Raw genomic sequence first — 23,462 nt, 5'->3', positions numbered from 1 at the left:
GGATTAACAGCGATGAAAAAATGAGGGAGGACAAAAAACAGACGATTTCTGGTAATTATTACACTATCTCTACCCGATTTCTTCCGCCCGTTTTTGCCTGATACAGGGCTTTATCGGCCTGGCTTATCAGCGTCTGGCGATCTTCCTTCTGGCTACGCTGAATAACGTGAACCCCCACGCTAATCGTAACTACTCTGGCCTCATTTTCACTGTTGCGATGAGGGATTTGCAAGGCGGCGACGGCTTCTCGGACGGCATGGGCCAGACGCAGCGCGGTTTCCGCTTCGCAATCGCAAAGGATTACGGCAAACTCTTCACCGCCATAGCGTGCAATCAGATCGTCGGCGTGATGATCAACGCTTTGTAACGCGTTGCCGACATACTTTAAGCATTCGTCACCGGCAAGATGACCATAGGTATCGTTAAAGCGCTTAAAAGAGTCGACGTCAATCATTAACAGCGCCAGCGGCGCGCGCAGGTTATTGGCTCGCTCAAGGCTGCGGTCGAGATAGAGATCGAACTGTCGGCGGTTTGCCAGGCCGGTAAGGCTATCCACCAGCGCCAGCGTTTGTAGCGTGCGGTTCATTATCGCCAGGCGATCGCGCGCCATCGCCAGCTCTTCCTGATCGCGGATGGTATGGCCGATATTGCGCATCAGCAGCCAGCCCAGCGCGGCGATGACCGCCAGCAGCAAGGCGCACAGCGTCAGATAAGCCACCAGCTCCGTTAACCAGGACTGCACCAGCTGTTGTTTATCGTAGCCCACCGCTACCACCAGCGGATAACGTTTCAGGCTGGCATAGCCAAAAACGCGCTCAAGTCCATCTACCGCCGCCTTATAGGTTGCCGTGCCGCTGGTAGAGGTTTTCAGCAGATGCTTGAACAGTGGACTATCAGAAATATTGCGGTTAACCAGCTCGTTGGCAAAAGGCCGAACGTAGAGAATATTGCCCGTATGGGTCATTAGCGCCAGCAGGCCACGCTCGCCCAGATTATAGTAGCCAAACGTCTGGCGAAAATAGTCAAGGCGCAGCGTGGCCAGCAGCACCCCTCTGAATGAGCCATCGCGATTATTCAGCCGCATCGATAAAGGAATAATCAAATCGCCGGTGCTGCGGCTGCGGATAACTTCATCAATATGCAAATTAAGATCGCTGTGCTGCTGATGATATTTGAAGTAGGCGCGGTCGGCATTATTGCGGCGCTGGTCAAACATCCCCTCGGAAGTTAACACCCAGTTGCCCTGGCTGTCGTAAACAAACAGGCCGTGCAGCTGCGGCAGCGAAGCCTTGCGTTCCATAAGCAGCGTGCGCAGGTAGGCCTGGCGTTCAGGATCCAGCCCGACCAGCGTGATCCGATCGCGGAGATCCTGCAGGGTCAGCTCGACCGGCAGAATCGTATCCTCGGACTGTCGTGAAAGCGATTGTGACAGATTATGCGCATCGTTCTGGGTTTCATTAACGATGCGCTGCCAGATGCTGTAAACCACCCAGCCGTTTACCAGCACAACGGCACTTCCAATCACCAGCAGGAAGATTATCAGCAGGCGGCGCAGGCCATGCATACTGACATCCGGGCGCGGGTGATGCTCTTCGCTCATGGCATTCTCCCTGGCGCGAAATTCGCAGTGATATAACTATAGTGGTCGCAGAGAGAATGTGTTGTTTTTACGCCAGAAAAGGGCAGAAATGGGAGCTGGCGACGCAAAAATAAGACGTCAGTCTGGCCTTATTTTCCGCAAACTTCACAGTGTGGATCTTTCGCCAGCTTTAAAGTACGAAACTGCAGGGTCATCGCATCATACATCAGCAGTTTACCCGCTACGCCGTCGCCGAAGCGGGTCAGCAGCCGGATCGTTTCCATCGCCTGGAGAGAACCTATAACGCCAACCAGCGGGGCCATCACTCCGGCCTCCACGCAGCTGAGCGCGGCATCGCCGAACAAGCGGCTCAGACAACGATAGCAAGGCTCCGTTTCCTGCCAGGTAAAAACGCTAAGCTGGCCTTCCATGCGGATTGCCGCGCCGGAAACCAGCGGCGTTTTGCTGGCGAAGCAGAGGCGATTCAGCTGTTCGCGGGTGGCTACATTATCCGTACAGTCCAGCACCACATCGTGACGAGCAATCAGCTCGCCCAGCTCCGTATCCTCAAGCTGCCGATCGACGGTTTCTATGCTGATATGCGGATTAATGTCGCTCAGCTGTTGGCGGGCAGAGTCCACTTTGGCCAAACCGATTTGCGCATCGTGATGCAGGATCTGCCGCTGTAAATTGGAGACGGAAACCCGATCGAAATCCAGCAGCGTCAGATGGCCAACGCCAGCCGAGGCCAGATAAGGGCTGGCGCTACAGCCCAGTCCGCCCAGCCCGACAATCAGCGCGCGGGACGCTTTCAGCTTTTCCTGACCGTCAAAATCAAAGCCGCGCAGCACGATTTGACGGTTATAGCGCAGCATTTCTGCATCGCTGAGTTCCGGATTCATTAGCCCTCCAGCAGGCTGTTAAACGGCTCAACTTCTACCCATTCTCCGGCCTGGACATTGCCGCGCTCGCGCTCCAGCACGATAAAGCAGTTCGCCTGGCTGAATGAGCTAAACACATGCGAACCTTGCGCACCGGTAGTGTGGACCTCGGCTTCACCTTGTGCATTACGTACCAGCCGACCACGCTGGAAGTCGAGTCTTCCCGGCGTTTTCTTCAGGTTGTCGGCGCTCTTTACGCGTAGACGCGGCGGCAGAGCAGGCGTCGCCAGGCCGCTAAGCTTTGCCAGCAGCGGCTGCACCAGCTGATAAAACGTCAGCACGGCAGAAACGGGATTGCCCGGCAAACCGCAGAACCAGCTGTTTTGCAGACGGCCAAAGGCAAACGGCTTGCCGGGCTTGATGGCCAGCTTCCAGAAGCCAACCTTGCCAAGCTCTTCCAGCATGGCCTTGGTATAGTCCGCTTCACCGACCGAAACACCGCCGCTGCTGATAACCACATCGGCTTTGCTGTCCGCTGTAATAAAGGCTGTGCGCAGGGCCGACTGGTTATCGCGGATGATGCCAAGATCGATCGTTTCGCAGCCCAGTTTTTCCAGCATCAGACGTACAGCAAAGCGATTGGTATCGTAAATCTGGCCTGTCGCCAGCGGCTCGCCAACGGGCTGCAGCTCATCGCCGGTTGAAAACACCGCCACGCGCAGCTTACGTTTTACGGTGATTTGCGCGACGCCCAGCGAAGCAAGTAAAGGAAGCTCGGCCGCGCCAAGACGAATACCCGCTGCCAGCACGCTGCTGCCCTGAGCAATATCTTCGCCGGGCAGGCGAATATTTTGTCCGGCGTTAGCCTTCGCCAGAAAACGTACTTTCTCGTCGGCCTGCTCGGTTTCTTCCTGCATTACCACGGCATCGGTGCCTTGCGGCACCGGCGCGCCAGTCATAATGCGGACGCAGCTGCCGGCGGGCCATTCGCCATCAAAAGGGGTACCGGCAAACGCTTTTCCGGCGACGGCCAGCGGCTGCTCCAGCGCTAAATCGGCAAGACGCACGGCATAGCCATCCATCGCGGAATTAGCAAAGGGGGGAACGTTAATGGGGGAAATCACGGCAGAAGCGGTAATTCTGCCTGTAGCCGCCGTTAACGGCAGGGTTTCTGTTTCGGTGACGGGCGTAACGCGTGCCAGCATGGTAGACAGCGCATCGTCAAGGGAGATCAGTCCCGCGGTAAAAGCTTCCATAACGTCCTCGGTGTGCCTGTGCTACAGACAGGCATAAAAATTCAGATGGCAATTATTATGGCGTGAATTGTCAGCGGGGTCACGTTATGCCATCGTCAGGTTATAAATCATAAGCTTTCGTTATTATGATTCGCTTAACATTCTGCTTTACATCACTTTACCGCCTGCCTATAGTCAAAAACGGTCACATTTATATAAAACTATTCTAACTTCGTGTTTTTCTTGCCGATTTGGCACGCAGGGTAAACCAATGAGCAGAGCAGCAATTGCGATCCACGGCGGCGCAGGCGCCATCGCCCGAGCCAGTATGAGTGTAGAAAAAGAGCGGCAGTATATCGAAGCGCTTTCCTCGATTGTGGCCAGGGGGCAGGCCATTCTGGCGCAGGGCGGCAGCGCGCTGGACGCCGTAACGGAGGCTGTGCGCCTGCTGGAAGAGTGTCCGTTGTTTAACGCAGGCAAAGGCGCAGTCTTTACCCATCAGGGAACGCACGAGCTTGATGCCTGCATTATGGATGGGCGCTCGCTCGATGCCGGCGCGGTAGCCGGTGTGAAACAGGTGCGCAACCCGATACTGGTGGCACGGGCCGTGCTGGAAAAAAGCCCCCATCTGTTTTTTATCGGCGAAGGCGCAGAAGCTTTTGCGCTCGAGCAAGGTTTTACACCCGTTGCACCCGATTTTTTCTCTACGCCAGAAAGGTGGGAACAGCTACAGCGTGCGCTGGCTGCGCAACAGGTGATGCTGGATCACGATGGTGCGTCGCCTTCCCCGGACGATCCGCTCGATCCGGATCGTAAATTTGGCACCGTAGGCGCGGTGGCACTGGATCGCCAGGGTAATCTGGCTGCGGCGACCTCAACCGGCGGCATGACCAACAAGCAGGCCGGACGGGTAGGCGACTCACCCATTGTTGGCGCAGGCTGCTATGCCAATAACGCTAACGTGGCCGTTTCCTGTACCGGAAGCGGCGAAATATTTATGCGCACGCTGGCGGCCTATGATATTGCGGCGTTAATGGAATACGGCGGCCTGTCGCTTAAAGAAGCCAGCGAGGGAGTGGTGATGGAAAAAATCAAAGTGCTGGGCGGCAGCGGCGGCGTCATCGCTATCGATCGCGAAGGCAATATTGCGCTGCCGTTCAACAGCGAAGGCATGTACCGGGGTTTTGGCTACGTGGGCGACGCGCCAAACGTGGGTATCTATCGCGAAGAATAAGGGAGTCAGGATGGCCAGTGGAAGCGAACTGCCCGCCGGGCAAGTATTGTCGGTCAGAGAGTTGAGCGTCAGCTTTACGCAAGAAGGCGAAATCGTTCATGCAGTTAAAAACCTGTCGCTTGACGTCCGGCGAGGCGAAACGCTGGCTATTGTTGGCGAGTCCGGTTCAGGAAAATCCGTCACCTCGCTGGCGCTGATGCGGCTAATTGAGCAGGGCGGCGGGCGCATCGACAGCGGCGAAATTCTGCTGCGGCGGCGCAACGGCGAAGTGATTGACGTTACCCGCGCGTCGCAGTCGCGACTGCGAACGGTGCGCGGTGCCGATATGGCAATGATTTTCCAGGAACCGATGACTTCCCTGAATCCGGTCTTCCCGGTCGGCGACCAGATTGCGGAATCCATCGTGCTGCATCAGGGTAAAAGCCATCGTGACGCGCTGAAAGAAGCGGAGCGAATGCTGGATCTGGTCCGCATTCCTGAAGCGAAAAACGTGCTGAGACGCTTTCCGCATCAGCTTTCCGGCGGCATGCGTCAGCGAGTGATGATTGCGATGGCGCTCTCCTGCCGGCCCGCGCTGCTGATTGCCGACGAGCCAACCACGGCGCTGGACGTGACGATTCAGGCACAAATTTTACAGCTGATCCGCGTACTGCAAAAAGAGATGCAGATGGGGGTGATTTTTATCACTCACGATATGGGCGTGGTGGCGGAAATGGCCGATCGCGTGCAGGTCATGTATCGCGGCGACGTTATTGAAACCGGCCCGGTCGACGCCATTTTTCAGGCACCCCAGCAGGAATATACTAAAGCGCTACTGGCCGCCGTGCCTAAACTGGGCGCAATGCACGGCAAGCCGTTCCCCGCTCGCTTTCCGCTTGTCAGCCCGGAAGAGGGCGAAGCACCCGACAGCATTCAGGATACGGTGGTAGCCAACAGCGAACCAGTTTTACAGGTGCGTGATTTGGTCACGCGCTTTGACATACGCAGCGGCATCCTGAATCGCGTTACGCGCCGCGTTCATGCCGTCGAAAAAGTCAGTTTCGATCTTTATGCCGGAGAAACGCTGGCGCTGGTGGGCGAGTCGGGCTGCGGCAAATCCACCACGGGCCGCTCCTTACTGCGTCTGGTGGCGAGCCAGGGCGGCACTATCACCTTTAACGGGCAGCGTATCGATAATTTAACCGGCGCAGCCTTATCGCATCTACGTCGTGATATTCAGTTTATTTTTCAGGACCCTTACGCTTCCCTCGATCCCCGCTTGACGGTTGGTTTTTCCATTATGGAACCCCTGCTGGTGCACGGCGTGGCAAAAGGTAAACAGGCCGAAGAGCGCGTGGCGTGGCTGCTTGAGCGAGTAGGGTTATTGCCGGAACACGCCCGCCGCTATCCGCATGAGTTTTCCGGCGGCCAGCGGCAGCGTATCTGTATCGCCCGCGCGCTGGCGCTGAACCCAAAGGTGGTTATCGCTGACGAGTCCGTCTCCGCGCTCGATGTTTCCGTACAGGCACAAATCGTCAATCTGATGATGGATTTGCAGCGCGAGTTTGGCATTGCCTTCCTGTTTATTTCGCATGATATGGCAGTGGTAGAGCGCATCAGCCATCGCGTTGCGGTGATGTATTTAGGACAAATTGTTGAAATGGGTTCGCGCCAGGCCGTCTTTGAAAATCCGCAGCATCCTTACACGCGCAAGCTGATGTCCGCCGTGCCGGTCGCCGATCCTGGCCATCGCCGCCGCGAGCGAGCGCTGCTGGTAGATGAAATACCCAGTCCAGTCAGGGCCGTGGGCGACGAACCGGAAGTGGCAAAGCTTGTGGAGGTCAGCGCCGGACATTTTGTGGCGCGTCATGCCGTGGTCTGATTTTGCTGCATAACTTAATCTCAGGAGAAAAATAATGATCGATAGCAAACGCAAGCTGCTGTTAGCGGCCGGCATCCTTAGCGGCCTGGCGGCGGTTCCTGCCTGGGCCGCAAAAGATGCGGTGATCGCCGTTGGTTCAAACTTCACCACGCTTGACCCCTACGACGCCAACGATACGCTGTCGCAGGCGGTGGCAAAATCCTTCTATCAGGGGCTGTTTGGCTTTGATAAAGAGATGAAGCTGACTAACGTGCTGGCCGAAAGCTATGACGCCAGTAAAGATGGCCTGACCTACACCATCAAACTGCGTAGCGGCGTTAAGTTCCAGGACGGCACCGACTTTAATGCTGAAGCGGTAAAAGTGAATCTCGACCGCGCCAGCAATCCGGATAACCATCTGAAACGCTATAACCTGTTTAAGTCCGTTGCGACCACGGAAGTGGTTGATCCGCTGACCGTTAAAATCACGCTGAAACAGCCGTTTTCCGCCTTTATCAATACGCTGGCCAGCCCGGCTGCAGCGATGATTTCGCCGACCGCGTTGAAAAAATATGGTAAAGAGATCGGTTTTCATCCTGTCGGCACCGGCCCTTACGAGCTGGAAACCTGGAACCAGACCGATTTCGTGAAGGTGAAAAAATTTGCGGGCTACTGGAAAAAGGGCTATCCGAAGCTGGACAGCATTACCTGGCGTCCGGTGGTTGATAACAATACCCGTGCGGCGATGCTGCAAACCGGCGAGGCGAACTTTGCTTTCCCAATCCCTTATGAGCAGGCCAAACTGCTGGAGAAAAACAGCAAGCTGGATCTGGTCACTTCGCCTTCGATCATGCAGCGCTATATCAGCTTTAACGTGACGCAAAAACCGTTTGATAACCCGAAAGTACGTGAGGCGATCAACTACGCTATCAACCGTCAGGCGCTGGTAAAAGTTGCTTTTGCCGGTTATGCCACGCCAGCGACCGGCATCGTGCCGCCTTCCATTCAATATTCGCAAAGCTATCCGGCACCGGAATACAACCCGGCCAAAGCGCGCGAACTGCTGAAAGAAGCTGGCTATCCAAACGGCTTCACCACAACGCTATGGTCTTCTCATAACCACAGCACCGCGCAAAAAGTGTTGCAGTTCACCCAGCAGCAGCTGGCGCAGGTGGGCATTAAAGCCACCGTTACCGCCATGGATGCCGGACAGCGTGCCGCGCAGGTGGAGGACAAGGGTCAGAAAGAGAGCGGCGTAAGAATGTTCTATACCGGCTGGAGCGCGTCAACCGGCGAAGCCAACTGGGCGCTGACGCCGCTGTTTGCTACGCAGTCATGGCCGCCAACTATCTTTAATACCGCTTTTTACAGCAACCCTCAGGTTGATAACGATCTGGCCGAGGCGCTGAAAACCACGGACGACCAGAAAAAAGCGTCGCTGTACAAAGATGCACAGGACCGGATCTGGAACGATCGTCCATGGGCACCGCTGGTGGTGGAGAAGCTGGTTTCAGCCAACACGAAAAATCTGACGGGATTTTATGTCATGCCGGACACCTCGTTCAGCTTTGACGATGCCGATCTGAAGTAACTGCCCGGGCGGCGTCTTAACCGGGACGCCGCTGTAAAAGCGCAGGGAAAAGTATGCTTAACTATTTTATCAAACGTTTGCTGGGGCTGATCCCAACGCTGCTGATTGTTGCGGTGCTGGTTTTTCTGTTTGTGCATATGCTGCCGGGCGATCCGGCCAGGCTGGTGGCCGGGCCGGAAGCGGACGCAACCGTCGTGGCGCTGGTACGTCAGCAGCTGGGGCTGGATCAGCCGCTAATTCAGCAGTTCTGGCACTTTATCAGTCACGCTGTGCAGGGTGATTTCGGTCAGTCGATGGTTTCACGGCGACCGGTTTCTACCGAAATTGCCCAGCGCTTTTTGCCCACGCTTTGGTTAACGTTAGCCAGCATGCTGTGGTCGGTGCTGTTGGGAATGACCATCGGTATTGTTTCTGCCGTCTGGCGCAACCGCTGGCCTGACAGGATCGGCATGACGCTGGCCGTTTCCGGCATCTCTTTTCCCGCCTTCGCGTTGGGGATGCTGTTGATGCAGGTTTTCTCGGTTCAACTGGGCTGGCTGCCGACCATCGGCGCAGACGGCTGGCGCAACTATATTTTGCCTTCGATCACGCTTGGCGCGGCCGTTGCAGCGGTCATGGCGCGCTTTACCCGTGCCTCTTTCGTCGAGGTCATGCAGGAAGATTACATGCGAACCGCGCGAGCAAAAGGCGTGCGTGAAACGCTGGTGGTCGTAAAACACGGTCTGCGCAATGCCATGATCCCGGTTGTGACCATGATGGGGCTACAGTTCGGTTTTCTGCTGGGCGGCTCCATCGTGGTGGAAGTGGTTTTCAACTGGCCTGGCCTGGGCCGTCTGCTGGTGGATTCAGTAGAGATGCGTGATTATCCGGTGGTACAGGCGGAAGTTCTGCTGTTTTCACTGGAGTTTATTCTTATCAACCTGGTGGTCGATATGCTTTACGCGGCGATTAACCCGGCCATTCGCTACAAATAAGGACAGGCGATGAAAAACTGGCGACGTAGCGCGGCGCTTTCCGCGATGCCTGCATTAAATCAACATCGCGTGCGGACACCGTGGCGGGAGTTCTGGCGGCGGTTTCGCCGTCAGCCGGTGGCGCTGACGGCAGGAATTTTCGTGGTGCTGCTGATTCTGGTGGCCTTTTTTGCGCCATGGCTGGCACCTTTTGATGCAGAAAACTATTTTGATTACGATCGCCTGACCGAAGGGCCTTCGGCGATGCACTGGTTCGGCGTCGATTCGCTGGGCCGCGACATTTTTAGCCGCGTACTAGTGGGAACGCGTTTGTCGCTGATCTCTGGCTTCTTTTCGGTGGCGATTGGCGCGGCTATCGGCACGCTGTTAGGGTTGCTGGCGGGCTATTATGAAGGCTGGTGGGATCGCATTATTATGCGCATCAGCGACGTCCTGTTTGCCTTTCCCGGCATTTTGCTGGCTATTGCCGTTGTCGCTATTATGGGTAGCGGGATGGCTAACGTGGTTATCGCCGTCGCGATCTTCAGCATTCCCGCGTTTGCCCGCCTGGTACGAGGCAACACGCTGGTACTTAAGCAAATGACCTATATTGAGTCCGCCCGCAGCATTGGCGCGAGCGATACTACCATCATACTGCGCCATATTTTGCCGGGTACGCTTTCATCTATCGTGGTCTACTTTACCATGCGTATCGGCACGTCAATTATTACCGCGGCCAGCCTCTCATTTTTAGGGCTTGGCGCACAGCCGCCGACGCCGGAGTGGGGCGCAATGCTGAATGAAGCCAGAGCCGATATGGTGATGGCGCCGCACGTGGCTCTCTTTCCGAGCCTGGCAATATTTTTGACGGTACTGGCCTTTAACCTGCTGGGCGACGGCCTGCGGGACGCGTTGGATCCCAGACTGAAAAACTAAGGCAGCTGTGCGCGCTCTGATTTCCTGTGCCAGACTTATTCTTTTCTCCAGAGGTCAGGCCGTGAAGGAATTTGATTATCAGCAGGATTTTAAAACTATCGATTTTCGCCAGCATCCGGAGCTATACCAGGTAGGGCGCGGCGAACAGGGCGTGCTGATGGTGGAACCTTACAAAGGTGAAATCTTGCCGCACTGGCGTTTCAAAACGCCCGCCATTGCCGAGGCTTCCGCAAAAAAAATTATGGCGCTGTTTGAAGAGTACCGTGCGAAGGATGATTTCGTCGGCATGGATATGGCAAGGAAATTCATCCAGATGGGCTATACCCGCGCAAGGCGTTACGCTAATCATAAGGGCGGACGCAAGTATGACGAAGAGCGACAGGTGCTGCCTTATCACGTTAATGAAGAGAAAGCGGCATCGGCCGCGATTTTTAAAACGTACTGGGACAAGCTGCGCGCAGATGAAGACTATTTGCAGCGGAAGAAGGCGCATCAGGCTAAATATGGGTGACGGGACACCTCGTACAGCCCGTTCTACCGGGTTACAGAAAGGGGGCTGGCCGGACTAAAAAAGATCTTTGCCCGGCTGTAAAAGCCTGATGCCGCGCAAAGGCGGCATCAAAATTCTGGTGTGACTTTATACGCCAGAACGGCCTATTTCTTTGGTGCTTCACCCGCGATCATCTGCTCTTTTTGCGCACCTGAACCTGGCTTAGCCGGGCCAAGAATAGGCTCTTGACCTAAAATATCCGGCTTTTCTTTTGCCGTAAATTGTCCGACGCCATCATAGGCCGGACCTTCACTCCAGCGGCCTTTCGGCAGCGGTTTATCCAGCGAAGTATTCAGACAGTAGTAAGAATGTTCCTGCGCTTCCTCAGACTGCGGAAAGCTGTTCGGAATCGGCATAGAAGCGCTGATACCGCCCATGTCTTCGATGACCGCCAGCCACTGCTGCTGGTGCATGGTATCGCGAGCAATCAGGAAGGAAAGGAAATCCTTCATGCCTTTATCTTCGGTCAGATTATATAAACGAGTAGCCAGAACGCGGCCGGTCGCTTCTGCGGTGACGTTAGCCAGCATATCCGCTGCAACGTTGCCTGAAGCATAGATATGGCTCATATCAAACGCCATACCGTTGGCGTTGACTGGCATAGCCGCCAGGCCAGAAGAGAGAATATGGCGTGGGTTCATTCCGCCGAGAATGGCGTTAACCACCGGGTCTTTTGCCGATTCTTCCTGGTAAGAAAGCGGTGCGCCTTCAAGGTTAAGCGCGACGGCATGGCCCAGCATTTCGATATGTGCCAGTTCTTCCGTAGCGGTAGAGATCAGCAAATCTTTGATACGTGGATCGCCACGTGTTCCCATAGCCTGAAAAAAGTACTGCATAGCAACGCGAATTTCACCTTCTACGCCGCCGATAGCCTGCTGTAACAGCATGGCAAATTCTGGATCGGGCTTGTCGACTTTTACCGGATATTGCAACTTCGATGAATGGTGGAACATAGTCTCCTCCAGATACGCTATTGAAATAAATTACCCCATAAAGCCTGGATGACTTTGCGGAAAATGAAAGGAGAAAGCGAAAAATTTTATTTAATGAGTAAGTTTCAGGTGGGGTAAGGCTTATTTTATCCTTGAGTGTTATGCTAATGTCCAGATAGATTTAATGGTTATAGCTGGGCGATTTTTGTAGTTGAATTCATGCCTAACCCATAAATTGTTATTTTAAATCAAACAGATAAAATTAATTCCTCTGTTGTTGTGAGGTCTTTTCTTTATATTGTCTTGCCAGGTATTTTCTAAGGTAAGATATTTCTTATATCGATGTTTTTACATTGCTGCTAGCGGCATGAGCGACCATTTAATAATGAGGTTTTGATCTTATATAAAATCGTTTTAATTATCGCCCTCCCATATTACTAACAGGTTTTTTATTATTCAAAAAGGATCGGCAAGCTTAAGTTACGGGCAGGAAGGTAGGGAGCTTTGGAATATAACGTTCACAATACAGCGAGCCTCTTTTTATCGCAGGCTCGCTATAGGGGCCAGGAGAAGGTGGTCAATCAGGCCGCTGCGCCTTTGGTTTGCGTAGCCAGATGGTTTGCCCATAAATTCGTCACCCACTTCACGCCTTTAGTCGTAAAGCGAGCCTGGGAAAAGGCGTGCTGGTTCTCGCCCACGCTGGTATGAACCGTAAAGTAGCCTGCCTGCACGTGATGCTGTTGCGGCATCAGCGCGCCGTTAGCGCGATACATAATATTGCGCTCAAACAGGAACTGGCGGAAGTCGGGTTCTTTTACCTTTAGCATCTTGCAGAGCTGACGAAAACCGAGCGAATCTTCCACCTGTACAAAACGGTCAAAGAATTCCGCCTTTGGGGCGAACAGTGCCAGCTGTTGTTCGGCAGCCTGACGCTGTTCAAACTGTTCTGCCCAGGCGCGTGCGGCCGCTGCCGGGTTAGTGAAGTCCGGCAGACGGGTGGTTTTCTCGCGCTCCTGCCAGATATCCAGCGCCTGAGCAATGAAGGCAGGTGCAAGGCGAGCCACCGCCAGCAGCGAGTCGCGCTTGTTCAGGCAGTATTCCTGACGCATCTCACCTTCGCGTTCGTATAGGTTCACCGTCAATGGCTGCGACAGACGCTGCGTCGTTTCCAGCGTCTTGATCATACGTTTCACTTCGCCGTGCGCAAGGCCGACCAGTCTGGCAATTTCACGGCTGCTCATCGAGACCGGATTATTTAGCGTATTGAGGTTTTCTGTCGAAATCATCATAGGTTTCACCCTAAGCTTTCCAGGAGACACCCGAGCGGGCAGTAGAAATATTATACAATAAGCTGTTTAAATATCCAGTACTTTTTTTGGCCGATCCAGTAAGCTGATTCCATTACGCATTTTGCGTTTTTGTAAAGATGACGCCCTCGCAGCGCGGCTCCGCTAGATTTAATACAGCTCATCCTTCAAGAGAAAAACGTGCGCCGACTGCTTTTAATGCAGCTCATCCTTCAGGAGAAAAACATGTGCCGACTGCTGCAAACGTGTTTGCTGGCAATAACGCTTTTTACGCTCGGTAACGCCCAGGCTGAAGAGGTTACCGTTACTGAACTGCAAACAAATCTGAACCATCCCTGGGCCATTGCTTTTTTGCCGGATAGCCAGGGAATATTAATTACCGAGCGCTCCGGCCAGCTTCGCCTCTGGCAACAAGGGAAGGGGCTTTCTGCGCCCCTTAGCGGCACACCGCAGGTTTGGGCGCACGGGCAGGGGGGCCTGCTGGATATCGCGCTGGCTCCGGACTTCGTGCAGAGTCGCCGCGTCTGGCTCAGCTACACCGAAGCGGATAGTCGTGGTCATGCAGGCGCAGTGGTGGGGTACGGAGTATTAAACACAGAGAACACGCAGCTACAAAATTTTAAGGTTGTGTTGCGGCAGGAACCGAAGCTTTCCAGCGGGGCTAACCTTGGTTCGAGGCTGGCTTTTGACGATAAAGGTTATCTGTATGCCAGCTTTGGCGATAATTTTCAGGCCGACAGCGCGCAAAATTTGCAACAGCTGGCCGGTAAAATCGTGCGCCTCAAAAGCGACGGCAGCGTGCCGGAGGATAATCCCTTTGTCGCTCGGCAGCATGCTCGCGCTGAAATCTGGAGCTACGGCATGCGCAATCCGCAGGGGCTGGCGTTGAATCCCTGGACCCGGCAGCTCTGGGAAAGCGAGCATGGCCCACGCGGGGGTGATGAGATTAATATTCCGCGTAAAGGCCAGAACTATGGCTGGCCGCTGGCTACCTGGGGCATCGATTATAGCGGCGAAAAGGTACCCGGTTCCAAAGGCGGAAAGGTGGCCGGTACCGTACAGCCCGTGTTTTACTGGAAAGTTTCGCCAGCCATTAGCGGCATGGCTTTCTATGACAGCTCGCGTTTTCCCCGGTGGAAAGGTTCGCTGTTTATCGGCGCGCTCAAGGAAAAGAGCCTGATCCGGCTACAGGCAGAGGGTGAACGGCCCCAAGAGAAAGCGCGACTGTTGGCAAACCGTGGTGAGCGCATCAGGGATGTCAGAGTTGGGCCAGACGGCTATCTGTATGTGTTGACGGATGAAACAAACGGCAAATTGCTCAGGATAGGGGCGTTAAAGTAAGACCTGCGGGCCGCGTTAACGACCCGCAAAATTATTTTACCCAGCGACAAACTTCCCAGCCGCGCTGCTGCGCCAGCTGGTGTAGTGATTCTGCCGGATTAATAACGCAGGCGTGATCGGCCTGTTCCAGCATTGATAAATCACTAATAGAATCACTGTAGGCCCAGGTACGATGGCATCTGGCTTTAACAGTTAGCCAGCCATCCGTAGCGGGGCCTTCCTGCTGCCAGGTCATGCTGCCGTAGTGCCGGCCGCTATAACGATCGTCAATAATTTCTACACCGGTGGCACATGCGCCGTGAGCGCCGAGGTGTTGCGCAATAGGCACAACCAGATGTTCACCACTTCCGGAGACAATCATCACCGTATCGCCGCGCTGCTGGTGCCAGGCTATTTTTTCACGCGCGGAAGGATAGACCCTGGGCAGAATGTCGCGTTGAATAAAACGCCTTACCCAACCGGAAACGGTGAGTGTGCCCATTCCTGCCAGCGGCGCAAGAAGCGTATTCATATAGTCATTCATCGACAGGGCACCCTGGTCGTACTGCGTCGTTAATGCCTGCTCTTGCTCAATCATCGAGGCGGGAGCAAATCCCTGCGAAACCAACCAGCGTAGCCACAGGCTGGTACTGTTATCACAGATAAGCGTTTCATCAAGATCGAACAGAGCTAAGTCCATCACGGCAACTCCCCTAAGCAATTTTATTCAGATTAGCGGAGTTTTGTGACCAGCTTAGCACGACGGATAAAAATCAGAATTAGACCTGGTGACCGCCCTTGAAGATTCTCTAATAAAGTAGAAAAAACTTTACGGGAAGTCGGTTCTCTTTGCCCGCCAGAAAAGTTAGCGTAGTGGACGATCCGTCAGCCGCCGAGATAAATTTTTTATCTTTCATAAGGATATCCTGTTCCCGCCATGAATAATTCGCGCTTTTCTGCCGTTATCGGCACCGTCATGCTTCCCGTCCTCTGCCTGGTATCACTCCCCTACAGCCAGGCAGCAGAGCCGCCCGCGCCGCCGCAGATTGAGGCCAAAGCCTGGATACTGATGGATTATCACAGCGGAAAAGTGCTGACCGAATTTAATGCCGACAGCCGTCACGATCCGGCCAGCCTGACGAAAATCATGGCCAGCTATGTCATCGGTCAGGCGATAAAAGCGGGAAAAATTCATGATGACGATTTGGTCACCGTCGGCAAAGATGCCTGGGCTACGGGCAATCCGCTGCTGAAAGGATCATCGCTAATGTTCCTGAAGCCCGGCGACCGTATTCCCGTATCCGAACTGAACAAAGGTATTGTTATCCAGTCAGGTAACGATGCCAGCATTGCCCTGGCCGATTATGTTGCTGGCAGTCAGGACTCTTTTGTCGGGTTAATGAACGGCTACGTCAGGGCGCTGGGCCTGAACAACACCCATTTTAAAACCGTGCACGGACTGGATTCCGACGGTCAGTACAGTACCGCACGCGATATGGCGCTGCTTGGCCAGGCGTTAATTCGCGATGTACCCGCAGAATATGCGCTGCACAAGGAGAAAGAGTTCACCTTCAACCGCATTAAACAGCATAACCGCAACCGTCTGCTATGGAGCACCAATCTGAACGTAGACGGCATCAAAACCGGCCACACGGCCGGTGCGGGCAACAACCTCGTTGCTTCGGCAACGGAGGGGGATCAGCGTTTAATCTCGGTAGTACTGGGCGCGGCAACGGACGCCATTCGCTTTCGGGAAAGTGAAAAGCTGCTGACCTGGGGCTTCCGCTTTTATGAAACCGTGACGCCCATTAAGGCCGGTAAGCCTTTTGCTACCCAGCGCGTCTGGTATGGCGATCGTAAAGAGGTCAATCTGGGCGTCGCGAAAGACGCAGCCTTAACGTTGCCTAAAGGCGAACTAAAAAATCTCAAGGCGAGTTTTGTATTAAGTGAGCCGCAGCTTACCGCGCCGCTGGCCAAAAATCAGGCTGTGGGTACGATCGATTTTCAGCTCAACGGCAAGACTATTGAGCAGCGGCCGCTGGTGGTAATGGATGAAGTAAAAGAGGGCAGTTTTTTCAGTCGAATCGGAGATTTTATATTGATGAAGCTGAACGGCTGGTTCAGCAAGTGGTTTTCCTGAGGGCCTGAGGCAGATGGCTGAAAGAGATGAAAACGTTCAGGGCCAGCGCAGGCTAACCCTGAACGGCACGATTTATACCAGGTCGTAAGCGATAGCGGAAATAGCGATCAGGCCCAGCAGCACAACAAATACGTTACTGATTTTGCCGCTGTACTGACGCATAGCCGGCACTTTATTGATGGCATACATCGGCATCAAAAACAGCAGCACGGCAATAACCGGCCCGCCCAGCGTTTCAATCAGCCCCAGGATGCTTGGATTCTTTGTGGCCACAAACCAGGTGGTGAAAAACATAAATACCGCTGTTATCCGGTTAAGTTTATGCTCCGCCGGGGCCTTGTTCTTACCCATAAATTTCACTATCAGGCCGTTAAATCCTTCCCGTGCGCCAAGATAGTGGCCCAGGAAAGATTTGGTAATGGCAACCATAGCAATCACCGGGGCCAGCCAGGCCATCAGCGGCGTGTCAAAATGGTTAGCAAGATAGGAGAGAATAGAGATGTTTTGCTCTTTCGCTTCCGCCAGGTTTTCCGGCGACAGGCTCAGCACGCAGCTGAACACAAAAAACATCACCGTAATCACCATCATTAAATGGCTGCGGGCCAGAATGCGTGAACATTTCTCTTCGGCACCCTCACCATATTCCTGACGTTTTGCAACCGCAAACGCGGAGATAATCGGCGAGTGGTTGAACGAGAAGACCATAACGGGGATCGCCAGCCACAGCGTCATCCACAAGCCTTTACCGCTGCTAACGCTGACGTGATGGAACAGAGCGCTGTTCCAGTGCGGAATCAAAAAAAGCGCCAGCGCCATCAATACGATGACAAAGGGATAAACCAGCACGCTCATGGTTTTAACGATAAGCTCTTTGCCAAAACGGACGATGGTCATTAAGCCAAGGATCAGAATCAGCGACAGCAGCGCTCTTGGCGGCGCGTTCAGGTGCAGCTGATGGGTGACAAAGCTTTCAACCGTATTGGTAATGGCCACGCTGTAGACCAGCAGAATAGGGTAGATGGCAAAAAAGTAGAGCAGCGTAAGCAGGCTACCGGCGCCCGTACCGAAATGCTCTTCTACTACGCCGGTAATATCTTTATCGCCGCGGCCGGAAAGAACAAAGCGACACAGGCCGCGATGGGCGAAGAACGTCATTGGAAAAGCCAGCAGCGCCATGATAACCAGCGGGATAAGCCCGCCAATCCCGGCGTTGATGGGCAGAAACAGTACGCCAGCGCCGATTGCCGTGCCGTACAGGCCCAGCATCCACATGGTGTCGCTTTTACGCCAGTCTGAGAGCGTACTGGTCGCTACCCCGGCTGTTTTAGTTGATTCCATTGACGATCTCCCGGTTAAAAATAGTGAATTAAAAAACGCAAAAGCAAACATCTGCTTTTCTGTCGGACGTTGTTTAATTAACTACTCTGGCTGAGGCGAGCGACACTCTACCATTTGGAACGCAAGAAGGAAGGGGAAAATGCTGCGGTTGATAATCATCTCACAATATTCAGGTGTGATTTTTTAGAGTGTTAAGCTGAAGCTGGTTTTAATGGCAGAGAGATGTTCTATAAGAGACCGCTTATGGCAGTTCAAAGAACCATATTTTGGCGTTTATCGTTTGGTTAAATAATGCTCAGGAAGAGAGGCGTTAAATTTAAAATGCTTTTAAATCAATATATTGCGTATATCGGCGTATTGGTTTTGTTCAGTTGCGCAACGGAAGAATAAAAAGTCTTTATTATTCTGTACCGTTGCGCAATAAGCTAACGTTGGTTTAATCGCCAGCGACAAAGCGCTTATTATCCTCAATATCAGGAATATTATTCACGTATCCAACCCTTACGAATAGGAAAGGCGAACAGAAAGCGATAGACTGAGGAAATATTCTGCAATAAGCGTCGTCCACAAAATTGCCACGCAACCTGTGCGCACAGGCAAGAGAGCATACCCAGCAGCAAGCCGCCTAACATATCCATCGGCCAGTGTACGCCCAGGAAAACGCGCGACCAGGCAATCAGCAGTCCGGCGACCAGTAGCAACACGCCCGACCAGACGCGATGCCAGCAAAGAAAGGCGATAGCAAAGGTAAAAATAATGGTGCCGTGATTACTGGGGTAGGATTCGGTTGCGTCATGCGCCATGAACTGATGGCCAATACCTACTACAAAAGGCCGCGGATGCGGCCAGGCACGACCAATCAGCCAGGAGGTAATCAGCGCCACTGCAAGCGCCATGGCTGTTTTTAAGACCAGTTTGCGCTGTGAATGGAGCTGGTTTTTCTGTCCCCATAACCACAATGCGACAATCAGCACGGGCACGACGGCAATTAAATCACGAGCGACTAAGGTTGCCAGCGAAATCAGCCAGGACGGTGTATCAGGGGTAGCGTTAATCCAGAGAAACAGCGTCCGGTTCAGCTCTTCCAGCATGTTTTTTCCTCGTCATGTTCAGCAGATACGCGGCGTATCTGAAAATGAAAACCGCTAAGCCAGTCCGGCATCAGCAAATAAAGAACGTCATAGTGGCAGGCGGGGGCAGATAGCCTGCCTGTTTTATAAACGCCCCATAGATATCAGCCGGATAGAGTAGAAGCGGTCAGGCGAAAGATAAATAGTCTCGTTCTTAATCAGGCAGGTGGTTGTGGCTTTGTTAAGAATTGATGACAGAGGATTTTGGCCGTGCAGAAAGAAAAAAACCCGTCAATCACAGGATTAACGGGCTCCACAATCTGGGGATTTCAAAGAAAAGCAGTGGCATTAATTAAGACTTCAGCCCGATATAAAAGTTCGCCTGAAATCAGAAATTATTTTACCCACCTAAAACAGGCCAGATCAGCACGATAAATGTACCGGCTAAGGTCAGCAAAACGTTAGCGATGGCATAGGTTCCGGCATAACCCAGCGCGGGAATATTACTGCGGGCCGTGTCGCTGATAATTTCCATGGCCGGTGCGCAGGTTCGGGCACCCATGATGGCGCCGAAAAGCAGCGCACGGTTCATTTTTAATACCCAGGCGCCAAAAATAAAGCTGATGATCACCGGCAGCAGGCTCACCACCAGCCCGGCTGCCAACATCAGCAGACCGGTATCGCCCATATTATGCGACAGGCCGCTGCCCGCGCTTAAACCGACGCCTGCCATAAACACCATCAGGCCAAACTCTTTAACCATGGTTAAAGCGCCCTGTGGAATATAGCCAAAGGTTGGATGGTTGGCGCGTAAAAAGCCCAGCATAATGCCGGAAAATAATAGCCCGGCGGCATTACCGATACTGACGCTAAAGCGACTGAACTGGAAAGTGATCATGCCGACCATCAGGCCGATAATAAAGAAGGCGCAAAACGCCAGCAGATCGCTAACCTGGCTATGAATGGAGATAAAACCGATGCGATCGGCAACGGATTTAACGCGTCGGGCGTCGCCGCTGATCTGTAAAACATCACCTTTATTCAGAATAATGTTGTCATCAATTGGCATCTCAATCTGGCTACGGATAACCCGATTCAGAAAACAGCCGTGGTCCGTTAGCTTCAGCTGGCTGAGGCGCTTATTTACCGCATTGTTGTTTTTTACCACGATCTCTTCGGTGATAATGCGCATATCCAGCAGATCGCGATCGAAAACTTCTTTTCCGTTACGGAAGCTGGGATCGAGACGAGAGTGAGCGTCCGGGTAGCCGACGAGGGCAATTTCATCGCCCTGTTGTAAAACCGCGTCGCCATCCGGGTTTGCCAGAATCCCGTTGCGGCGAATGCGTTCTATATAGCAGCCGGTCTGGCGATAGATACCCAGCTCGCGGAGATTTTTGCCGTCGATCCAGGCGACCAGCTCAGGCCCGACGCGGTAAGCACGAATAACCGGCAGGTAGACTTTGCGCTGCTCCGCATCCAGCCCGCGCTCGCGGGCAATTTGCTGAGCGCTGGTAGGCAGATCCTGGTGCTGTAACTTAGGCAAATAGCGCGCGCCGAAAATCAGGCTGACCAGACCAATCAGGTAAGTTAACGCGTAGCCGAGGCTAAGGTTATTTTGGGCCTGTCTTAACGTTGCGGCATCCGACAAGCTGTGCCGTAACGTATCGCCTGCGCCAACCAGAACCGGCGTAGAGGTCATTGAGCCAGCCAGCATGCCCGCCGTCAGGCCGATATCCCAGCCAAGGAGCTTGCCTAAACCCAGCGCGATAAGCATGGCGCTCAGCACCATCACCAGCGCCAGCATCAGATAATTTTTACCGTCGCGAAAGAATATGGAGAAGAAATTAGGCCCGGCTTCCACGCCGACGCAAAAAATAAATAACATAAAGCCAAGATTAAGCGCGTTGGGATTAATATTGAAATGCTGTTGGCCAAGCAGTAATGAAACTACCAAAACACCAATGGAATTACCCAGTTGAACAGAACCCAGGCGTAATTTGCCCAGGCATAGCCCCAGCGCTAATACGACAAATAATAACAGAATGTCATTTCCACTTAACAAATCTGCGACGTTTATATTCACGGTTTAACTTCTTGTTTACGAGTAACGTGTTGAATTAAAGGATTTTTTGCGCTAAATTTATGGCACTGCCAGCAGAGCAGCGGCAACATTCAGGATTATCCGCGAATTACAGCCAGGACCAGATAAAACGGTCGTCATTTTAATCGCTTCACGCTTTTTCAGCCAGTAAAAGCCGTCGCAAATACGGCTTTTTGTTAATCGATAACGGGGAAGATCGGTCGGAGTTCATCAGGCCAGGTGATCACATCAATTACCGAGAGAAGATCCTATTATGTTTAAGGGTATGTCCTGGACAAGCGTAGCGCTTAGTTTTGTTCTCTACAGCATTGTATTTTTAGCCGTACGTTATGGCATGGTGATTAACGGCTCGCCATGGGCAAAAGCGCAGCCAGGCCTGCTGATGTTCACGCTACCGGGTGCTATCGCCGCGCTGACGACGAAAGATCATCCGCTTACGGTGGCGTTGTTCGGCGCTATACCAGGCGCGCTGTTTTGTTTCGGCATTTTGCATTACTTTTCGCTGCACCACTGCTGCTTTTTACAGGAGCTGGCGTTTGATACCAGCGCTGTATTCTGGTGTGGTTCAGGCGCGCTGGGCGTCATGCTTTGTCGAACGCTGTTCTGGCACGAGCATACCTGATGCTGTTCCGGCACAAGCTTATTTAATGCCGTTGTGGCATACGCATAGCTGATGCCGTTGTGGCGTACACATAGCTGATGCCGTTGTGGCGTGCATATAGCTGATGCCGTTGTGGCATACGCATAGCTGATACCGTTGGGGCGTACGCATAGCTGATGCCGTTGTAGCATATGCATAGCTGATGCCGTTGTAGCATACACATAGCTGATGCCGTTGTGGCGTACGTATAGCTGCTGCCGTTGTAGCATATGCATAGCTGATGCTGTTCCGGCATTAGCCTGCTTAAGACGGGCAATGCGATAAGAGCTGGCATGTGGTCAGAGCATAAAAAAAGAGGGCCAACAGGCCCTCTTTTTTATGCAACAAACAGTGTGTTGCAAACAGACTTACTGGAACAGGCCCAGGTTTTCTTTTGCATAGGCTTCAAAATCGGTGCAGCCGCCAATGTGGGTCTGGTCGAGGAAAATCTGCGGCACGGTTTCAACAGGCTTGCCTACGGTTTTTTCCAGATCCGCTTTGGTGATGCCTTCAGCGTGAATATCCACATAGCGGAAGTTAAAATCTTCACGCTCTTCGGTCAGCTTTTCAGCCAGTTCTTTAGCGCGGACACAATAAGGACAGCCAGGACGTCCAAAAATTACAGCAAACATAGGTTTCTCCTCAAAGGCCGGATTTTATGTGATGTACATCACAATTTATCATGTAATGGCGTCTATGATGCCCACTTCTTTTGTTGAAAGAAAGAAGGATTTGCCTGTCAGTTCGATTCGTTTCATCTATATATAACAAAACGGATACGCTTAAGCGTCATCGTCCTTTAACAAAGGAAGCGGTATGCGCAACTTTACATTGAGCCGGATGCCCAGAGCGGTAGTGCTGATGGAAGCGCTGGGAGGAATAATGCTGTTGCTCTCTTACTTCGTGCTTCATCAGATGCTACCCTTGCCCGCATCTTTTTCTGGCCCTGGCGCCGCCACGATAGTATTACTCGTCGGCGTCCTGCTGATGCTGCCAGCCGCCGTAGTGATAATGTGGCGTACGGCAAAAGCGATGGCGCCAGAGTTGTTTCATTCGGGCCATAAACCCTTACCAGGAGAGAAGCATGACGCCGACCATTGAGCTACTTTGCTCGCACCGATCTATTCGAACCTTTACTGACCAGCCCGTCGGCGATGCCGAGCGCGAAGCAATTATCGCCGCTGCGCAGTCGGCTTCCAGCTCCAGCTTTTTACAATGTTCTTCTATTATTCGCGTCACCGACAAAGCAACACGTGCGAAGCTGGCCGAGCTGAGCGGTGGGCAGAAGTATGTGAGCCAGGCCGCCGAGTTTTGGGTGTTTTGCGCGGATTTCAATCGCCATCTGCAAATTTGCCCTGAGGCGCAGCTGGGCCTGGCAGAACAGCTGCTGCTGGGCTGCGTTGATACCTCGCTGATGGCGCAAAACGCGATGATTGCCGCAGAATCGCTCGGACTGGGTGGCGTCTATATTGGCGGTATACGTAACGGTATTGAGGAAGTCACCGAACTGCTAGGCCTGCCTAAATTTGTTCTGCCGCTGTTTGGGATGTGCCTGGGCTGGCCGGCGCAAACGCCTCAGCTTAAGCCGCGGATGCCCGCTGCGATGCTGGTGCATGAAAACCGTTACCAGCCGATTGCACCGGATGTACTGGCTGCCTATGACAGACAGCATGAGGAATATTATCTGACCCGTAACAGCAACGCGCGGCAGGAGAGCTGGAGTGAACATATCCAGAAAACCATCATCAGAGAAAGCCGTCCATTTATGCTGGACTATCTGCACAAGCAGGGCTGGGCCACGCGTTAGGCATC

The 23,462-nt window shown here is 53.2% G+C and carries 21 protein-coding genes; 11 read left to right on the top strand and 10 right to left on the bottom strand.

What is annotated here, in order from left to right; genetic code table 11:
- Window positions 1-58: 58 nt before the first annotated feature.
- The 3 genes from ACMGGR_RS14130 to moeA all read right to left on the bottom strand — a co-directional run bounded on the left by ACMGGR_RS14130 (window position 59) and on the right by moeA (window position 3,716).
- Window positions 59-1,600 carry a diguanylate cyclase domain-containing protein gene (locus ACMGGR_RS14130; protein WP_414147153.1) on the bottom strand — a complete coding sequence of 514 codons (1,542 nt, stop codon included), beginning with the start codon at window positions 1,598-1,600 and terminating at the stop codon, window positions 59-61.
- A gap of 128 nt (window positions 1,601-1,728) precedes the next feature.
- The gene (gene moeB, locus ACMGGR_RS14125) at window positions 1,729-2,481 is read right to left on the bottom strand and encodes a molybdopterin-synthase adenylyltransferase MoeB (RefSeq protein WP_414147152.1); all 753 of its coding nucleotides are present in this window, start codon (window positions 2,479-2,481) and stop codon (window positions 1,729-1,731) included.
- On the bottom strand, window positions 2,481-3,716 hold the full coding sequence (gene moeA, locus ACMGGR_RS14120; protein ID WP_414147151.1) for a molybdopterin molybdotransferase MoeA: 1,236 nt from the start codon (window positions 3,714-3,716) through the stop codon (window positions 2,481-2,483). The genes moeB and moeA overlap by 1 nt, the downstream gene beginning before the upstream one ends.
- A 250-nt stretch (window positions 3,717-3,966) precedes the next feature.
- Between moeA and ACMGGR_RS14115 the strand changes: the two genes are divergently transcribed.
- The 6 genes from ACMGGR_RS14115 (at window position 3,967) to ACMGGR_RS14090 (ending at window position 10,760) form a co-directional block, all read left to right on the top strand.
- On the top strand, window positions 3,967-4,929 hold the full coding sequence (locus tag ACMGGR_RS14115; RefSeq protein WP_414147150.1) for an isoaspartyl peptidase/L-asparaginase: 963 nt from the start codon (window positions 3,967-3,969) through the stop codon (window positions 4,927-4,929).
- A 10-nt stretch (window positions 4,930-4,939) separates the two neighbouring features.
- A complete protein-coding gene (gene gsiA, locus ACMGGR_RS14110; protein ID WP_414147149.1) occupies window positions 4,940-6,790 on the top strand; it encodes a glutathione ABC transporter ATP-binding protein GsiA in 1,851 nt (616 codons plus the stop codon).
- Between the two features lie 34 nt (window positions 6,791-6,824).
- Complete coding sequence (gene gsiB, locus ACMGGR_RS14105) at window positions 6,825-8,360, top strand: glutathione ABC transporter substrate-binding protein GsiB (protein WP_246760489.1); 1,536 nt, start codon at window positions 6,825-6,827, stop codon at window positions 8,358-8,360.
- A 53-nt stretch (window positions 8,361-8,413) separates the two neighbouring features.
- On the top strand, window positions 8,414-9,334 hold the full coding sequence (gsiC, locus tag ACMGGR_RS14100) for a glutathione ABC transporter permease GsiC (protein ID WP_246760490.1): 921 nt from the start codon (window positions 8,414-8,416) through the stop codon (window positions 9,332-9,334).
- 9 nt (window positions 9,335-9,343) lie between these two features.
- On the top strand, window positions 9,344-10,249 hold the full coding sequence (gsiD, locus tag ACMGGR_RS14095; RefSeq protein ID WP_414147148.1) for a glutathione ABC transporter permease GsiD: 906 nt from the start codon (window positions 9,344-9,346) through the stop codon (window positions 10,247-10,249).
- 61 nt (window positions 10,250-10,310) lie between these two features.
- Complete coding sequence (locus ACMGGR_RS14090) at window positions 10,311-10,760, top strand: DUF4385 domain-containing protein (protein ID WP_246760492.1); 450 nt, start codon at window positions 10,311-10,313, stop codon at window positions 10,758-10,760.
- Between the two features lie 143 nt (window positions 10,761-10,903).
- On the opposite strand, the gene ACMGGR_RS14085 is transcribed toward ACMGGR_RS14090, so the two are convergent.
- Both ACMGGR_RS14085 and ACMGGR_RS14080 read right to left on the bottom strand, forming a co-directional pair.
- Window positions 10,904-11,752, bottom strand: coding sequence for a manganese catalase family protein (locus ACMGGR_RS14085; RefSeq protein WP_246760493.1), 849 nt, complete (start codon window positions 11,750-11,752; stop codon window positions 10,904-10,906).
- A gap of 560 nt (window positions 11,753-12,312) precedes the next feature.
- Entirely contained in the window at window positions 12,313-13,020 is a 708-nt protein-coding gene (locus ACMGGR_RS14080) for a phage antirepressor KilAC domain-containing protein (RefSeq protein WP_246760494.1), read from the bottom strand.
- A 243-nt stretch (window positions 13,021-13,263) separates the two neighbouring features.
- Between ACMGGR_RS14080 and ACMGGR_RS14075 the strand changes: the two genes are divergently transcribed.
- A complete protein-coding gene (locus tag ACMGGR_RS14075; protein WP_414147147.1) occupies window positions 13,264-14,379 on the top strand; it encodes a PQQ-dependent sugar dehydrogenase in 1,116 nt (371 codons plus the stop codon).
- Between the two features lie 31 nt (window positions 14,380-14,410).
- Here the strand turns inward: ACMGGR_RS14075 and ACMGGR_RS14070 are convergent, their stop codons facing one another.
- Window positions 14,411-15,058: an HAD family hydrolase gene (locus tag ACMGGR_RS14070; protein WP_414148970.1), complete on the bottom strand. Its 648-nt coding sequence runs from the start codon at window positions 15,056-15,058 to the stop codon at window positions 14,411-14,413.
- A gap of 276 nt (window positions 15,059-15,334) precedes the next feature.
- Here ACMGGR_RS14070 and ACMGGR_RS14065 point away from each other — a divergent pair, with 276 nt between their 5' ends.
- Window positions 15,335-16,498 (top strand): serine hydrolase, encoded by a 1,164-nt coding sequence (locus ACMGGR_RS14065; protein ID WP_414148969.1) that lies wholly within the window; start codon window positions 15,335-15,337, stop codon window positions 16,496-16,498.
- Window positions 16,499-16,570: 72 nt separating this feature from the next.
- On the opposite strand, the gene ACMGGR_RS14060 is transcribed toward ACMGGR_RS14065, so the two are convergent.
- The 3 genes from ACMGGR_RS14060 to ACMGGR_RS14050 all read right to left on the bottom strand — a co-directional run bounded on the left by ACMGGR_RS14060 (window position 16,571) and on the right by ACMGGR_RS14050 (window position 20,992).
- Window positions 16,571-17,836, bottom strand: coding sequence for an HAAAP family serine/threonine permease (locus ACMGGR_RS14060; protein ID WP_246760497.1), 1,266 nt, complete (start codon window positions 17,834-17,836; stop codon window positions 16,571-16,573).
- 482 nt (window positions 17,837-18,318) lie between these two features.
- Complete coding sequence (ybjG, locus tag ACMGGR_RS14055; protein ID WP_414148968.1) at window positions 18,319-18,924, bottom strand: undecaprenyl-diphosphate phosphatase; 606 nt, start codon at window positions 18,922-18,924, stop codon at window positions 18,319-18,321.
- A gap of 382 nt (window positions 18,925-19,306) precedes the next feature.
- Window positions 19,307-20,992, bottom strand: coding sequence for an aspartate:alanine antiporter (locus ACMGGR_RS14050; RefSeq protein ID WP_246760498.1), 1,686 nt, complete (start codon window positions 20,990-20,992; stop codon window positions 19,307-19,309).
- A 271-nt stretch (window positions 20,993-21,263) separates the two neighbouring features.
- Here ACMGGR_RS14050 and ybjM point away from each other — a divergent pair, with 271 nt between their 5' ends.
- Window positions 21,264-21,632 (top strand): inner membrane protein YbjM, encoded by a 369-nt coding sequence (ybjM, locus tag ACMGGR_RS14045; protein WP_246760499.1) that lies wholly within the window; start codon window positions 21,264-21,266, stop codon window positions 21,630-21,632.
- 386 nt (window positions 21,633-22,018) lie between these two features.
- Here the strand turns inward: ybjM and ACMGGR_RS14040 are convergent, their stop codons facing one another.
- Entirely contained in the window at window positions 22,019-22,282 is a 264-nt protein-coding gene (locus ACMGGR_RS14040) for a GrxA family glutaredoxin (RefSeq protein WP_125288765.1), read from the bottom strand.
- A 184-nt stretch (window positions 22,283-22,466) separates the two neighbouring features.
- On the opposite strand from ACMGGR_RS14040, the gene ACMGGR_RS14035 reads away from it, so the two are divergent.
- Window positions 22,467-22,751, top strand: coding sequence for a DUF1418 family protein (locus ACMGGR_RS14035; protein ID WP_414147146.1), 285 nt, complete (start codon window positions 22,467-22,469; stop codon window positions 22,749-22,751).
- Window positions 22,735-23,457, top strand: a complete 723-nt coding sequence (gene nfsA / locus ACMGGR_RS14030) for an oxygen-insensitive NADPH nitroreductase (protein ID WP_414147145.1) — start codon at window positions 22,735-22,737, stop codon at window positions 23,455-23,457. Before ACMGGR_RS14035 ends, nfsA begins: the two co-directional genes overlap by 17 nt.
- The last annotated feature ends 5 nt before the right edge of the window (window positions 23,458-23,462 follow it).

Origin of the sequence: Erwinia sp. BNK-24-b (genome assembly GCF_047456155.1) — a bacterium.
GTDB classification, from domain to species: Bacteria; Pseudomonadota; Gammaproteobacteria; order Enterobacterales; family Enterobacteriaceae; genus Erwinia; species Erwinia phyllosphaerae.
Note: the sequence above shows the minus strand (reverse complement) of the source record. Positions and strands in the feature narration are given on the sequence as shown.